This is a genomic window from Mesorhizobium sp. CA5, assembly GCF_020165105.1.
Lineage (GTDB): Bacteria > Pseudomonadota > Alphaproteobacteria > Rhizobiales > Rhizobiaceae > Mesorhizobium.
Map to the genome: position 1 here is coordinate 129,327 of NZ_JAIUHJ010000001.1, position 12,951 is coordinate 142,277.

A 12,951-nucleotide genomic window follows, 5' to 3' on the forward strand; every position below is an offset into this window, starting at 1 on the left:
GAGCCCATCTGGCCCTACACCTCGTCCCTAAAACCCGCTACACACCCCGCATGAACCAGCACGCCAAGCTCCGGATCGGCCATTCGGCCTGCCCGCATGATTGCCCCTCCACCTGCGCCCTCGAAGTCGAGCTGCTCGATGACAACCGCATCGGCCGCGTCCACGGCGCCAAGGCGAACAGCTATACGGCGGGTGTCGTCTGCGCCAAGGTCGCGCGCTATGCCGACCGCGTCCACCATCCCGATAGGCTGCTGAAGCCGCTGGTGCGCGCCGGGGCCAAGGGCGAGGGCACCTGGAAGGAAGCCAGCTGGGAAGCAGCCCTCGATCTCGTGGCGCAAAAATTCATCGCAGCCGAAGAAAAATACGGCTCGGAGACGGTCTGGCCTTATTTCTACGCCGGCACGATGGGGCTGGTGCAGCGCGACGGCATCCAGCGGCTGCGCCACGCCAAGAAATACTCGGGCTTCTTCGGCTCGATCTGCACCAATCTCGCCTGGACCGGCTGGATGATGGGAGCGGGCGCGCTGCGCGGTCCCGATCCGCGCGAGATGGCGAAATCCGACTGCGTCGTGATCTGGGGCACCAATGCCGTGGTCACCCAAGTCAACGTGATGACCCATGCGACCAGGGCGCGCAAGGAGCGTGGGGCCAAGATCGTCGTCATCGACATCTACGACAACGCCACGATGAAGCAGGCCGATCTCGGCCTGGTGCTGAAGCCCGGCACCGACGGCGCGCTCGCCTGCGCGGTCATGCATGTGCTGTTCCGCGACGGGCTGGCCGACCGCGCCTATCTCGAGAAATACACCGATGATCCGCGTGGGCTGGAAGAACATTTGCGGACGCGCACACCCGAATGGGCGGCCGCCATAACCGGGCTATCCGTCGCCGAGATCGAGGCATTCGCCCATCTCGTCGGCAAGACCAAGAAGACCTACTTCCGCCTCGGCTACGGCTTTGCCCGCCAGCGCAACGGCTCCGTCAACATGCATGCCGTCTCCTGCATCGCCGCCGTCACTGGCGCCTGGCAGTATGAGGGCGGCGGCGCCTTCCACTCCAACTCCGGCATCTTCCAGCTGAACCAGGATGTGCTGGAAGGCACCGCGATGCGCGACCCGAAGGTGCGCTATCTCGACCATTCGCGCATCGGCCCGGTGCTGACGGGCGCGGCCGACGCGCTCTATGGCGGTCCCCCGGTGACGGCGATGCTGATCCAGAACACCAATCCGGCCAATGTCGCCCCGGAGCAGCGGCTGGTGAGAAAGGGTTTTCTGCGCGAGGATCTGTTCACCTGCGTGCATGAGCAGTTCATGACCGACACGGCCAAGCTCGCCGACGTCGTGCTGCCGGCGACGATGTTTCTGGAGCATGACGACATCTACAAGGGCGGCGGCAACCAGCACATCACGCTGGGCCCCAAGCTGATCGAGCCGCCGGAGGGGCCGCGAACCAACCACTATGTCAATGAGGAGCTCGCCAAGCGCCTCGGCGTCGGCGACCGTCCGGGCTTCGGCCTGACCGAGCGCGAGCATATCGACATCATCCTCGGCAAGCGCGGGCTAGGCAGCTTCGATAGCCTGAAGGATGAGAAGTGGGTCGACCTGCAGCCCGACTTCGACGACGCGCATTTCATCAACGGCTTCGGCCATGCCGATAAGAAGTTCCACTTCCGGCCCAACTGGACCGGGCAATCGGCGCCCAACCGGCCGCCGAAAAGCATGGGTCTGTTCGGCCCGCTGGGACGGCTGCCGGAATTCCCCGATCATGTCGAACTGATCGAGGTCGCGGACGAGGAGCATCCGTTCCGGCTGGCGACCTCGCCGGCGCGCAATTTTTTGAACTCGACTTTTGCCGAGACGCCAGTGTCGAGGGCCAGGGAAGGCCGGCCCGAATTGTTGCTCCATCCCGAAGATGCCGTGGCGCTCGGCATCGAGGATGGCGGCCGCGTCGAGGTCGGCAACCGGCGCGGCGACGTGGTGCTGCACGCAAAATTTTTCGACGGTGTGAAGCGCGGTGTGGTGATCGCCGAAGGCATCTGGCCGAACAGCGCGCATGAGCGCGGCGAAGGCATCAACGTGCTGACCGGCGCCGATGCGCCCGCGCCCTATGGCGGCGCCGCCGTCCATGACAACAAGGTGTGGCTCAGGGCGCTTTGACCCACTTCGCGGTCTGCGATTGCTTTGGTGGCTCACCAAGTGGGATCTCGGCCTTCGAGATCATCGTCCGGGACGACCCGCGATTCGCGATCAAGACTGGCGTAGGGATCCACGTAAGCCATCTTGAGTGCGTCGCCTACCAAACCGGACATGGCATTGAGCGATGCGCCGAGCCTCGGAAAGCCTCGCCGCAGCAGTTTAAGGCGTCGGACTATGATCGGGCCTGTGGTGAGGATGTCAGCCATGATGTCCTTCTGTAACGGCGACAATGGTGCTGCCTCCCACGCAGGTCCTTGGCTTGAACCTGAAGAGACCTGCACGGCTCTGAATTTGCCTGACGCGAAGAATCCCGAACGGCCCTGAAGTTCGCCTTCAGGGTTATCTTGGACTATCCTCCCCGCGAGGGTGGTGGCCAATGGACTTGGAGTTTGGGAACTATCGTTTGAGACGAGCCGAACGGCAGTTGCTAGGCCCGAAAGGGCCGGTGGAGCTTTCGGCGCGTTCCTTCGACATCCTCGCCATGTTGCTCGACAGACCCGACGAGGTGATCGGCAAGACCGAACTTCTAGATGCGGTCTGGTCCGGCGTGGTGGTGGAGGAGAATACGCTGCAGGTCCACATTTCGGCGCTGCGAAAATTGCTGTCTGCCGAGATTATCGCAACCGTGCACGGTCGCGGCTATAAATATGCAGGCCCCAGGCCCTTCGCGGTTAAGGCGGATGTTACGCGGTCGTTCAGACCGTCCATCGCCATACTTCCTTTCGACAATATGAGCGGCGATCCGGAGCAGGATTATTTCAGCGACGGTATCACCGAGGACATCATCGCCGAGCTTGGCAAGTATAAGGAGTTTCTGGTCATCGCGCGGAACTCCTCCTTCCAGTTCCGCGGCAAGGCGCATGATCCGGCGGAGGTGGCGAGCAAGCTTGGCGTCCAATACGTCGTCGAAGGCAGCGTGCGGAAGATCGGCAACAGGGTGCGGATCGCCGTGCAGCTGACCGATGCGTCGTCGATGGCTCATATCTGGGGCGAACACTACGACCGGGAACTCGACGACATTTTCGCCATCCAGGATGAAATCGCCCGGATGATCGCGGCGCGTCTGGCTCGGCAGGCCAGAACCGCGATTTCGTCGCGCGCCAGAGGCCGCCCGACCAACAACATGTCGGCCTATGAGTTTTATCTGCGGGCGCTGCAACTGGCCGCGGTCTATGACACTGTGCTCGAAGCGGAACCATTTCTGCGCCAAGCGGCAAAGCTCGATCCGCAGTTTGCTGCCGCCCACGCCATGCTCAGCTTTGTGGAGTCGATCAAGTACTATTGGGACTACAACAATCCCGGCCATTTGCATTCCGGACTGGCGATCGCAAGAACGGCGTTGGACCTTGATCCCGACGAGGCCTATGGGCATCTCGCCACCGGCTTCGCTCACTTGTACCTGCGCCAGTTCAAACAGGCTGAATTCAGCCTTGACCGGGCCGTCGCGCTCAATCCGAACGATCCATTCATTCTTAGTATCCGCGCTATTTTCCTCAATCACACGGGCAGGCCGGAGGAGGGGCTTGATGAGATAGCCGAAGCCCAGCGTCGCGACCCATACGCCGTGGGATGGTATGACGACTTCCGTGGCGTCCTTCTGACGACGGCCGGACGATATCGCGAGGCAGTCGTCTGCTACGCGAAAATGGCGACTGTAACACCGTGGTCGCTCATCCGTCTTGTCATCTGCCATTCCGAACTCGGCGAAATCAGGCAAGCGCAAGAGGTCCTGGCAAAGGTAAAGGCGCATTATCGCGGACTAAGCCTCGACCAGATCATCGATACCGAAGTGGATTTCTACCAGGATGCCGCCATATGCGGGCGCTATCGCGCGATCCTCGATCATGTTGACAAGGCGCAATAGCGCCGTCGCGGCCCGTAGCCTTGCTACTTCGCCGCCTGCGCGTCCAGCGTCTTGATCTCGTCCGCGGCCGCCTTCACATTCGTGTACAGTTCGCTCTCGTCTCGCCCCGTTTGCCGTGGCCTGCAGTCGTTTGAATCAATTTGCCAAGGCGGCGTGCTAGAGGATTGTTCCGACTCAGTTTTCGACAGGACCGCCATGCCGCAGCCGCTCAGGATAGCCATCGCCGGCGCGCTCGGCCGCATGAGCCGGCAGATGGCGGAAGCCGTCGCGGCCGATCCGCGGCTGCAGCTCGTCGCGCGCTTCCATCGACCGGGCAGCATGGGCGAGGGGCAGGTCGAGCGCGACGAAGCGCTGGCGCTTGCCGATGTGGTCGTCGACTTCACCATGCCCGCGGCTTCCGCCGAACTGGCCAAGGCCTGCGCGGCGCGCGGCGGTCCGGCGCTGGTAATCGGTTCGACCGGCTTCAGCGCCTCGGAACTGGCGGCGATTGCCGACGCCGCGAAGAAAGTCGCCATCATGCGCTCCGGCAGCTACTCGCTCGGGCTCAACATGCTGACCGGCCTGGCCGAGCAGGCGGCAAGGGCGCTTGCCGCCGACGACTGCGACATCGAAATTTTTGAAGCGCATCATCGCATGAAGGTCGATGCGCCGTCGGGCACGGCGCTGATGCTGGGCGAGGCGGCCGCGCGAGGACGTGGCGTCGTGCTGGACGATGTGGCGAGACGCGCCCGCGATGGCCTCGTTGGTCCGCGCAATGCCGGCGAGATCGGCTTTGCCGTTATGCGCGGCGGCAGCATCGTCGGCGAGCACAGCGTCAGCTTCCTGAGCGACGGCGAGAGGCTCACGCTTTCGCATGCCGCCGGCGACCGCTCGATGTTCGCCCGCGGCGCCATCGCGGCTGCGCTCTGGGTCGCCGGACGGCCGCCCGGCGAATACGACATGCGCGATGTGCTGGGCTTCACTGCCTTGTGACCGGTAACCCCGCCGGACTCCATTCCACGGCTGCTAAAACGGCTGAAAGCCAGCTGAAAGCTTGGCCATGCCATGACAGTTTTGTGGCGGTCGCCACATGAACGGCCTGGGAGCGGCCGACAGGAGGAATGCGGCGCGGCGCGCCGCCCAGTGGAGGAAGACTAGTGACCCGTTTCATCTCTAAACGCGCCCTGCGTTCAGTGGCGCTGACGCTTGCCATGGTTGGCGCTGGCGCATCGACGGCATCGGCAGCCGACAAGATCACCATCATCGTCGGCGGCATGGAAAAGCAGATCTATCTGCCGGCCGTGCTCACCCAGCAACTCGGCTACTTCAAGGATGAGGGGCTGGACGTGGAGTTGGTGAACTCCCGCGCGGGCGTCGAGGCCGAGAATGAGTTGCTGGCCGGCGCCGTGCAGGGCGTCGTCGGCTTCTACGATCACACCGTCGACCTGCAGTCGAAGGGCAAATACATCCAGTCGATCGTGCAGTTCAGCCAGGCGCCGGGCGAGGTCGAGCTGGTCTCGGCCAAGCACCCGGAAATCAAGTCGCCGGCCGACTTCAAGGGCGCGACGCTCGGCGTCACCGGCCTCGGCTCCTCGACCGATTTCCTGACGCAGTATCTCGCGGTTCGCAGCGGCCTCAAGCCGGGCGACTACACGCTGCTTCCCGTCGGCGCCGGCAACACTTTCATCGCCGCCGTCAAGCAGGACCAGATCCAGGCCGGCATGACCACCGAGCCGACCATCGCCAAATTGCTCCAGACCGGCGAGGCCAAGGTCCTGGTCGACATGCGCACGCCCGAAAAGACCAAGGCGGCGCTCGGCGGCGACTACCCGGCTGCCTCGTTCTACGTCCAGTCGAGCTGGCTCGAAGGTCACAAGGACGAGGCGCAGAAGCTCGCCAACGCCTTCGTCAAGACGATGAAGTTCATCGCCGGCCATTCGGCCGAGGAGATCGCCGACAAGATGCCGAAGGACTATTATGCCGGCAGCAAGGACCTCTATGTTCAGGGCCTGGCAGGCGGCAAGGCGATGTTCACGCCGGATGGCCGCATGCCGGCCGATGGACCGCAGACCGTGCTGAAGGTTCTGTCGACCTTCTCGAAGAGCCTGCAGGGCAAGCAGATCGACCTATCGAAGACCTACACGACCGAGTTCGTCGACGCGGCGAAGTAAGCGCCGGCGGGCGAGGGCGGACGGACCCCGTCCGCCCTTGAAAAGCAAGAGCTTGCGTCGGCCGCCTGAATCAATTCGGCGGCCGTGTTTCCGGATGCCGGCGAGCAGGCCCGCGGGCCCGGATCGCGCCATCCCGCACCACCACAACAGGAGTGTGCCATGCAATCGCAGACCATGGCGGCGGAGAAACTGTCTCCCGCCGCGCCGCCGGCTGACGCCGCGATAGCCATCGACGATGTGACGCTGCGCTTCGTCACGCCGGACGGCCACATGATGACGGCGATCCGCGATTTCACCATGACGGTGGCGCGCGGCGAGTTCGCCTGCGTCGTCGGCCCGACCGGCTGCGGCAAGTCGACGACGCTCAACCTCGTCACCGGCCTGTTGCGTCCGACCACCGGCAATGTCCGCGTCATGGGCAATCCGGTCACCGACATCAGCCGGGATATCGGCTTCGTCTTCCAGGCCGACGCGCTGTTTCCGTGGCGCAGCGTCCTCGACAATGTCGCCGCCGGTCCGCTCTTCCGCGGCACGCCGAAGAAAGAAGCCTACGAGAAGGCGCGCGACTGGATCGGCCGGGTCGGCCTTTCGCGGTTCGAGAAGCACTATCCGCACCAGCTTTCGGGCGGCATGCGCAAGCGCGCGGCGCTTGCCCAGACCTTCATCAACCAGCCCAAGATCCTGTTGATGGACGAGCCCTTCAGCGCGCTCGACATGCAGACCCGCACCGCAATGCAGGACGAATTGCTGGACCTCTGGTCGGGGCTGAAATCATCCGTCGTTTTCGTCACGCATGACCTCGAGGAAGCGGTGGCGCTGGCCGACAAGGTCTATGTGCTCACAGCCGGTCCGGGCACGGTGAAGAGCGTCTACCACATCGACCTGCCGCGCCCGCGCGTCATGTCCGACATTCGCTACGACCCGAAATTCATCGAGATTGCCAAGGTGATCTGGAACGATCTGCGTGAGGAAGTGCAGCTCGGCCAAAGCCGTGGCTTGCAAGCGAGCCATTGAAAGGAGACTTGCCATGACCGCCATCTCTCCAACCGATCAGGCCGCAGCCCGCGCCACCTCGATCGTCGCCGCGGAAGCGCAGGCGAGGGCACGACTGCGCAAACGCCATGCTCTGGTCATCGGCCTGCGCCTCGCGATCCTCGTCGTCTTCCTAGGCCTTTGGGAACTCTGCGCCGACTACAACATCATCGACCCGTTCTTCTTCTCCAGCCCGTCGGGCATCTGGGAACAGATCTGGTCCTGGATCACCGAGGGCACCTCGCAGGGGCCGCTCTGGCTGCAGATCTATGTGACGCTGGAGGAAACCTTCCTCGGCTTCGCTATCGGCGCCGTCGGCGGCATCGTGGCGGGCATCATCCTTGGTCGCAACAAGCTGCTGGCCGATGTGTTCTCGATCTATATCAAGATCGCGAACTCCGTGCCGCGCGTGGTGCTCGGCTCGGTGTTCATCATCGCGCTCGGGTTGGGCATGGCTTCCAAAGTGGCGCTGGCCGTCGTCATGGTGTTCTTCGTCGTCTTCGCCAACGCCTTCCAGGGTGTGCGCGAGGCCGACAGGGCGATGATTGCCAACGCCCAGATCCTCGGCGCCTCGCCGTTCCAGATCACCACCTCGGTCATCATTCCTTCGGCGATGAGCTGGATCCTCGCCAGTCTGCATGTCAGCTTCGGCTTCGCCCTTGTCGGCGCGGTCGTCGGCGAGTTCCTCGGCGCCAAGCAGGGCATGGGCCTTTTGATCTCCACCGCGCAGGGCGCCTTCAACGCCAATGGCGTCTTCGCCGCCATGATCATCCTGGCGGTGATGGCGCTGGTGGTGGAGTTCATCATCACCCGCTTCGAGAACTATGTGGTGAAGTGGCGCCCGGCGCCGTTCAACGAGCAGGGGACCTGAGCAATCACCGCACATCATCATGTCTGGTGTGCGGCTTCACCTAGTGTATGACAAAGTCACCCGCCCTGTGCTATACTGAGGGGTATCGAGGAGACGAGCCATGCGAAACTCCCAGCCCCTGACGATCACACTGCCGCTCGAGATGGCGCAGATGGTGAAAAATAAAGTTGCCTCAGGCGAATACGCCACCGAGAGCGAAGTCATCCGTGATGGCCTGCGTACGTTGGCTGCCCGTGACGCGGCGATTGAACGCTGGCTGCGCGAGGCAGTCGTGCCGACGATGCAGGATGCGCGCGCCCATCCTGAGAAGCTTTTGACGGCCGAACAGCTGCGCCGCAATCTCTCTGAGCACATCAACGCGATCGCCGCCAAACCGCGCTCCGGTGCATGAAATATCAGGTCAGGTTCCATGCTGCCGCCGAGCGGGACATTGCCGAGTTGCTGAGCGAGCTCGCGCCAAAGGCTGGCGTGGCAACTGCTTTGCGTTTTGTCGGGCGCATTGTCGACTATTGTCTCGACTTTGAAATTTTCCGGAGCGGGGCACGCGTCATGACGAAATCGCACCGGGTTTGCGCACGGTAGGATGGCGCCGACGCGCAACGATCGCGTTCGAAATCGTGGATGACAAAGTGGTCATCCTCCGGATTCTTTATTCGGGTCGTACGCTCGAATTGCCGGACGAAGAGTCCGAACATTGAGGTAGGCCTTAGGCCAGCGGCAGCCGGACCTCGACTTTGAGCCCGCCCGCGGCGGCGTCGCCCACAGTGACGCTGCCGCCGGCATTCTCGACCACCTCGCGCACGATTGCCAAGCCGAGCCCGCTGCCTTCCTCTGCCGAGCCGGCGAGGCGGTAGAAGCGTTCGAAGACATGCTCCCGCTCCTCGGCCGGAATGCCGGGGCCGGTATCGGCCACCGTCAGCACGCCCTCGCGATCGACCATCGCCAGCCTGACAGTCACCGCGCCGCCAGCCGGCGTGTAGCGCAGCGCGTTGTCGACCAGATTGACGATCATCTCGCGCAGCATCGTGCCGTCGCCGATCACCGCCACCGGTCCGTTCTCCTCGAGGCCGAGGTCGATGTCGCGCTTGATCGCCACCGGTGCCTGCGCTTCCAGCACATGGCGGGCGGCCTCGGTGAGGTCGATGCGGTCGGCGCGTGGCCGCCGGCTGCCGGGCTCGGCGCGCGAAAGCGTGAGCAATTGTTCAGCGAGCCGCGCCAGCCTGCCGGAACTCGCTTGCAACGCGACCAGCGCCTCCTGGCGCCGATCGGACACGGTTTCCCGCAAGGCATAGCTTGCCTGCGTCGACAAGAGCGCCAGCGGCGTGCGCAACTGGTGCGCGGCATTGGCGATGAAGCGTCGCTGCGCCGCCATTTGCGCCCGCACGCGCTCCATATAGGCGTTGAGCGCCTCGATCAGCGGCCGGATCTCGCTCTGCGCGCCCGGGACCTCGACCGGATCGAGATCGCTGCGGCTTCGCGAGCGCACGGCATCGCGCAGCCGGATCAGCGGCGCCAGGCCGCGGCGCAGGCCAAGCAGCACGAACACGCCGGCAATGGCCACCAAGGCAAGCTGCTGGGCGAAGGCGCTGAGCCACAGGCGCTTGACCATGGCGTCATGTCCGGCAAGCGTGACGCCGACCGTGACCTTGATCGGCGAATCGCTGCCGGCGCCGATCACGGCATGGCTGAGCGTTGCCAGGCGCAGCGGGTGATCGCGGTAGGTGGCTTCGACGCTGCCGCGATCCGGCGCCTCGGGCAGGTCCGGATAGCCGCTCAGCAGCCGCCCGCCGGCGGTCTCGACGCGATAATAGACGCTGTCGCGGTCGCCGGTGTCGAACATCTCGATCGCCGCCGGCGGCACGGTAGCGTCGAGCGCGCCGTCGGCCATCGCCACCTGCTCGGCGATGGCGCGTGCCGAGCCGACCAGCATGCGATCGGTGACGAGGTCTGCCGTCGCCAGCGCGTTGCGCTGGCTGGTCCACAGATTGATGGCGGCGAGCCCAGCCAGCGGCAGCACCACCCAGGCCAGCAACTGCAGGCGAAGGCTGCCGAACCGGAGCCTGTCGATTTTCATGGCGCCGGATCGTCGTGGCGCAACAGGTAGCCCAGGCCGCGCAAGGTGGCGATCTGGACGCGCGATCCCTCAAGCTTCTTGCGCAGCCTGTGCACATAGATCTCGATGGCGCTGGGGTCGGCGTCGGTGTCGAAGTCGTAGATCGCGGTCGAGAGCGCCGCCTTGCTCACCGTGCGACCGGCCTTGACGACGAGCTGTTCCAGCACCGCGTGCTCACGCGGCGTCAGCGACAGCGTCGCGCCGGCAAGCGAGAACAGCCTGGTGTTGGTATCAAAGGTGAGATCGCCGCAGGAAACGACCGGCGCGGTGCGATCGTTGGCGCGGCGCAGCTGCACGCGGATGCGCGCTTCCAGCTCCTCGATCTGAAATGGTTTCGCCAGATAGTCGTCGGCGCCTTCGTTGAGGCCCTTGACCCGGCCGTCAAGGCTGGCATTGGCGGTAAGCACGATAACCGGCACCGGGTTGCCACGCGCCCGCAGCCTTTTCAGCACCTCCATGCCGCCCATGCGGGGCAGGGCAAGGTCGAGGATGATCAAAGCGTGATCCCCGGCGGCTAAAGCATGCTCGACATCCCCGCCGTCATGCACGACGTCGACGACATAGCTCGCCTGGCGCAGCGTCTTGCTCAGCCAATCGGCCAGTTCGCGATTGTCCTCGACAAGCAGCAGCCGCATCGTTCGTCGCTGTTCCTCCCAACGGCGTCGACCTTCGCCAAAGGGCGGCAGGCGGCGTCCAAATTGGTCCCGAGGCAACCGATAGTATCGATCCGCGCGCAAGGCAAACGTGGTTTCTCGGCGACCGCCACCCCGGTCATGGTGCCTGCCGAGCCACCTGTTCGGTTGCGCAAGCGATAAAACCGAACCGTTCGGTTCAACTAATGTTGACGGTTCGTATTGCCAGGGTCAACACCGGACCTGTTATCCAGGTGCCGCACCGCGCGATGACCCCCGTAACCGTTTGATATCAAACGACAAGAATGTGGCCGCTGCGTAGTTCACCTAATTCCAAGATCGAACCGAACGGTTCAGTTCACAATTTTTTGTGATTGGAAATGGCAACAGGGCCGACCCATTTCGGGGTGGTCCGAGCGACGCGAATTTCCATTACGGCACGCCACTAGACGGACACGACTTTTGAAATCTGGAGTATCTGAAATGAACAAGATTGCTTTTGCCGCCGCTGCTTTCCTCATTGCCACGGGCAGCGCTTTCGCTGGCAGCGACCACTACGGTTCCGACAATGTCAACCAGCCGGCCGTAACGGCCCCCGCGGGCAACGTCGACAACACCGTCACCGGTTCGATCCGCAAGCTCGACAAGTTCGAGCAGCGCGAGTTCCACATCACACCTGATCAGAACCAGCCGCAGTCGGGCCAAGGCATCTGGGGCCGCTAGCCAGCGCGCCTCCTAACCCGCTTCAACCAATAACCTTCAAATCTGGAGTAACTCAAATGACCAAGATCGCTCTTACCGCCGTCGCCCTGCTTGTCGCCACGGGCGCCGCTTTCGCCAGCTCGGACAATTACGGAGCGGCCAATGCCAAACAGCCGGCTGTCACCATCGACCGGACTGTGACGACCTCGATCGCGAAGTCGGACGCGGATGTCCGAAGGCCGGTGGTGCAGGGCACCGATCACAACCTGTTCGGCAACCACTGATCCGACCCGGAAAAAAGCAGGCGGCGGGCTTGTCCCGCCGCTCTGTTTTTCTGCAGCCGGCTAACGCCGTTTGAATCGCATCACAAGTATTTGTCATCACAAGCATTTGTAATCGTTCGCCTTTTTCTGAGCGAAGTCCGATCCGACACTGCCATGGCAGCTGAAAAGCGAACGCGCCGGGAATAAACCCAGGCCGCCGCGGGTCTTTTCGGCAGCGGGGCCATCCTCCCAAGGCCATCGCCCGACGAAACCAAACGGACAAGGAAAACCGAAATGACCAGGATCGCTCTCACCACTGTCGCAATGCTTCTCGCGATGGGCTCCGCCTTCGCCGGCAGCGACCACTACGGCGCCGATGGCGTCAACCAGGCAGCCACCGTTGGCTCCGACACCAGCGTCACGGCTTCGATCCCGAAGCACAACACAGTCAAGCCGGCCCCGAAGGTCGATACCGAGATGAAGACTGGCGCGACCGGCGCTGCGGATTGGCCGGGTCCGCCATCGGATAACTGGGGCAATTGAGCTCGTCTTTGAAAATATTGAAGGCGGCGGGCTTGCCCGCCGCCTTGCTTATGGGCCGCCAGGCTTCGGGCTACGTCAAATCCTTCGGCCGAACAAAATGCGTCAGTCGGGCGCCACGGAAGTCGAGATCGGCCCAATCCTTGTCCAGCGTGAACCGGACAAGAGCTGCCGTCGGAAACTTCGCTTCGATCTTCTTGAAAACGCTCTCATCCGTTCCGGGGCCGGCCAGCCGCAACACAAAGTGCTGCAGGCCGGGATTGTGGCCGATCACTATCAGGCTCGCTGCCTTGGCCTGCCGCACGCGCGCCAGGATCGCACCGGCAGCCGCCTCGTAGAGTTCGTCGGCGAATTGCGCCGGCACGTTCTTCGGGAGTTCGGCCGCAACCAGCCGCCAGGTATCGCGCGTGCGCAGCGCCGGCGACACCAGCGCCAGATCCGGCAGCCAACCGCGCTGGGCAAGCTCCCGCCCCATCAGCGGCGCCGTCTTTAAGCCGCGCGCGGCTAGCGGCCGGTCGAAATCCTCAAGCTTGGGATCGTCCCGACTCGACTTGGCGTGGCGGAGGATAAGAAGTTGTCTCAGGGGCAT

14 protein-coding genes are annotated in these 12,951 nt (G+C 63.6%); 10 read left to right on the forward strand and 4 right to left on the reverse strand.

The features are described 5' to 3' along the window. The first annotated feature begins 50 nt into the window (after window positions 1–50). Window positions 51–2,156: a molybdopterin oxidoreductase family protein gene (locus LB529_RS00720; protein WP_224709884.1), complete on the forward strand. Its 2,106-nt coding sequence runs from the start codon at window positions 51–53 to the stop codon at window positions 2,154–2,156. Window positions 2,157–2,188: 32 nt separating this feature from the next. On the opposite strand, the gene LB529_RS00725 is transcribed toward LB529_RS00720, so the two are convergent. Further along, on the reverse strand, window positions 2,189–2,401 hold the full coding sequence (locus tag LB529_RS00725) for a hypothetical protein (protein ID WP_224709885.1): 213 nt from the start codon (window positions 2,399–2,401) through the stop codon (window positions 2,189–2,191). Between the two features lie 170 nt (window positions 2,402–2,571). On the opposite strand from LB529_RS00725, the gene LB529_RS00730 reads away from it, so the two are divergent. The 6 genes from LB529_RS00730 (at window position 2,572) to LB529_RS00755 (ending at window position 8,503) form a co-directional block, all read left to right on the forward strand. Further along, window positions 2,572–4,059: a winged helix-turn-helix domain-containing tetratricopeptide repeat protein gene (locus LB529_RS00730; protein ID WP_224709886.1), complete on the forward strand. Its 1,488-nt coding sequence runs from the start codon at window positions 2,572–2,574 to the stop codon at window positions 4,057–4,059. Window positions 4,060–4,254: 195 nt separating this feature from the next. Beyond that, window positions 4,255–5,031, forward strand: a complete 777-nt coding sequence (dapB, locus tag LB529_RS00735; protein WP_224633188.1) for a 4-hydroxy-tetrahydrodipicolinate reductase — start codon at window positions 4,255–4,257, stop codon at window positions 5,029–5,031. Between the two features lie 218 nt (window positions 5,032–5,249). Continuing rightward, entirely contained in the window at window positions 5,250–6,209 is a 960-nt protein-coding gene (locus tag LB529_RS00740) for an ABC transporter substrate-binding protein (RefSeq protein ID WP_224638422.1), read from the forward strand. A 159-nt stretch (window positions 6,210–6,368) separates the two neighbouring features. Continuing rightward, complete coding sequence (locus LB529_RS00745) at window positions 6,369–7,223, forward strand: ABC transporter ATP-binding protein (RefSeq protein ID WP_095767079.1); 855 nt, start codon at window positions 6,369–6,371, stop codon at window positions 7,221–7,223. 13 nt (window positions 7,224–7,236) lie between these two features. After that, on the forward strand, window positions 7,237–8,112 hold the full coding sequence (locus tag LB529_RS00750) for an ABC transporter permease (protein ID WP_140846079.1): 876 nt from the start codon (window positions 7,237–7,239) through the stop codon (window positions 8,110–8,112). A gap of 100 nt (window positions 8,113–8,212) precedes the next feature. Beyond that, window positions 8,213–8,503: a type II toxin-antitoxin system ParD family antitoxin gene (locus LB529_RS00755; RefSeq protein WP_140846080.1), complete on the forward strand. Its 291-nt coding sequence runs from the start codon at window positions 8,213–8,215 to the stop codon at window positions 8,501–8,503. A gap of 315 nt (window positions 8,504–8,818) precedes the next feature. Here the strand turns inward: LB529_RS00755 and LB529_RS00760 are convergent, their stop codons facing one another. Beyond that, entirely contained in the window at window positions 8,819–10,186 is a 1,368-nt protein-coding gene (locus LB529_RS00760; protein WP_224544016.1) for a sensor histidine kinase, read from the reverse strand. Then, window positions 10,183–10,860, reverse strand: coding sequence for a response regulator (locus LB529_RS00765; RefSeq protein ID WP_224709887.1), 678 nt, complete (start codon window positions 10,858–10,860; stop codon window positions 10,183–10,185). Before LB529_RS00765 ends, LB529_RS00760 begins: the two co-directional genes overlap by 4 nt. Before the next feature lie 480 nt (window positions 10,861–11,340). Between LB529_RS00765 and LB529_RS00770 the strand changes: the two genes are divergently transcribed. The 3 genes from LB529_RS00770 to LB529_RS00780 all read left to right on the forward strand — a co-directional run bounded on the left by LB529_RS00770 (window position 11,341) and on the right by LB529_RS00780 (window position 12,365). After that, window positions 11,341–11,580: a DUF680 domain-containing protein gene (locus tag LB529_RS00770; RefSeq protein WP_095767085.1), complete on the forward strand. Its 240-nt coding sequence runs from the start codon at window positions 11,341–11,343 to the stop codon at window positions 11,578–11,580. A 56-nt stretch (window positions 11,581–11,636) separates the two neighbouring features. Then, entirely contained in the window at window positions 11,637–11,843 is a 207-nt protein-coding gene (locus LB529_RS00775; protein ID WP_095767086.1) for a DUF680 domain-containing protein, read from the forward strand. Window positions 11,844–12,116: 273 nt separating this feature from the next. Then, window positions 12,117–12,365 (forward strand): DUF680 domain-containing protein, encoded by a 249-nt coding sequence (locus LB529_RS00780; protein WP_140846085.1) that lies wholly within the window; start codon window positions 12,117–12,119, stop codon window positions 12,363–12,365. Window positions 12,366–12,435: 70 nt separating this feature from the next. Here LB529_RS00780 and LB529_RS00785 read toward each other — a convergent pair whose 3' ends face one another. After that, window positions 12,436–12,951 (reverse strand): SixA phosphatase family protein, encoded by a 516-nt coding sequence (locus LB529_RS00785; protein WP_140846086.1) that lies wholly within the window; start codon window positions 12,949–12,951, stop codon window positions 12,436–12,438.

Bases quoted from the DNA above. Each gene is read 5' to 3' on its own strand.
- LB529_RS00720 (WP_224709884.1), top strand. From the start codon at position 51: ATGAACCAGCACGCCAAGCTCCGGATCGGCCATTCGGCCTGCCCGCAT.
- LB529_RS00725 (WP_224709885.1), bottom strand. From the start codon at position 2,401: ATGGCTGACATCCTCACCACAGGCCCGATCATAGTCCGACGCCTTAAA.
- LB529_RS00730 (WP_224709886.1), top strand. From the start codon at position 2,572: ATGGACTTGGAGTTTGGGAACTATCGTTTGAGACGAGCCGAACGGCAG.
- dapB (WP_224633188.1), top strand. From the start codon at position 4,255: ATGCCGCAGCCGCTCAGGATAGCCATCGCCGGCGCGCTCGGCCGCATG.
- LB529_RS00740 (WP_224638422.1), top strand. From the start codon at position 5,250: ATGGTTGGCGCTGGCGCATCGACGGCATCGGCAGCCGACAAGATCACC.
- LB529_RS00745 (WP_095767079.1), top strand. From the start codon at position 6,369: ATGCAATCGCAGACCATGGCGGCGGAGAAACTGTCTCCCGCCGCGCCG.
- LB529_RS00750 (WP_140846079.1), top strand. From the start codon at position 7,237: ATGACCGCCATCTCTCCAACCGATCAGGCCGCAGCCCGCGCCACCTCG.
- LB529_RS00755 (WP_140846080.1), top strand. From the start codon at position 8,213: ATGCGAAACTCCCAGCCCCTGACGATCACACTGCCGCTCGAGATGGCG.
- LB529_RS00760 (WP_224544016.1), bottom strand. From the start codon at position 10,186: ATGAAAATCGACAGGCTCCGGTTCGGCAGCCTTCGCCTGCAGTTGCTG.
- LB529_RS00765 (WP_224709887.1), bottom strand. From the start codon at position 10,860: ATGCGGCTGCTGCTTGTCGAGGACAATCGCGAACTGGCCGATTGGCTG.
- LB529_RS00770 (WP_095767085.1), top strand. From the start codon at position 11,341: ATGAACAAGATTGCTTTTGCCGCCGCTGCTTTCCTCATTGCCACGGGC.
- LB529_RS00775 (WP_095767086.1), top strand. From the start codon at position 11,637: ATGACCAAGATCGCTCTTACCGCCGTCGCCCTGCTTGTCGCCACGGGC.
- LB529_RS00780 (WP_140846085.1), top strand. From the start codon at position 12,117: ATGACCAGGATCGCTCTCACCACTGTCGCAATGCTTCTCGCGATGGGC.
- LB529_RS00785 (WP_140846086.1), bottom strand. From the start codon at position 12,951: ATGCCCCTGAGACAACTTCTTATCCTCCGCCACGCCAAGTCGAGTCGG.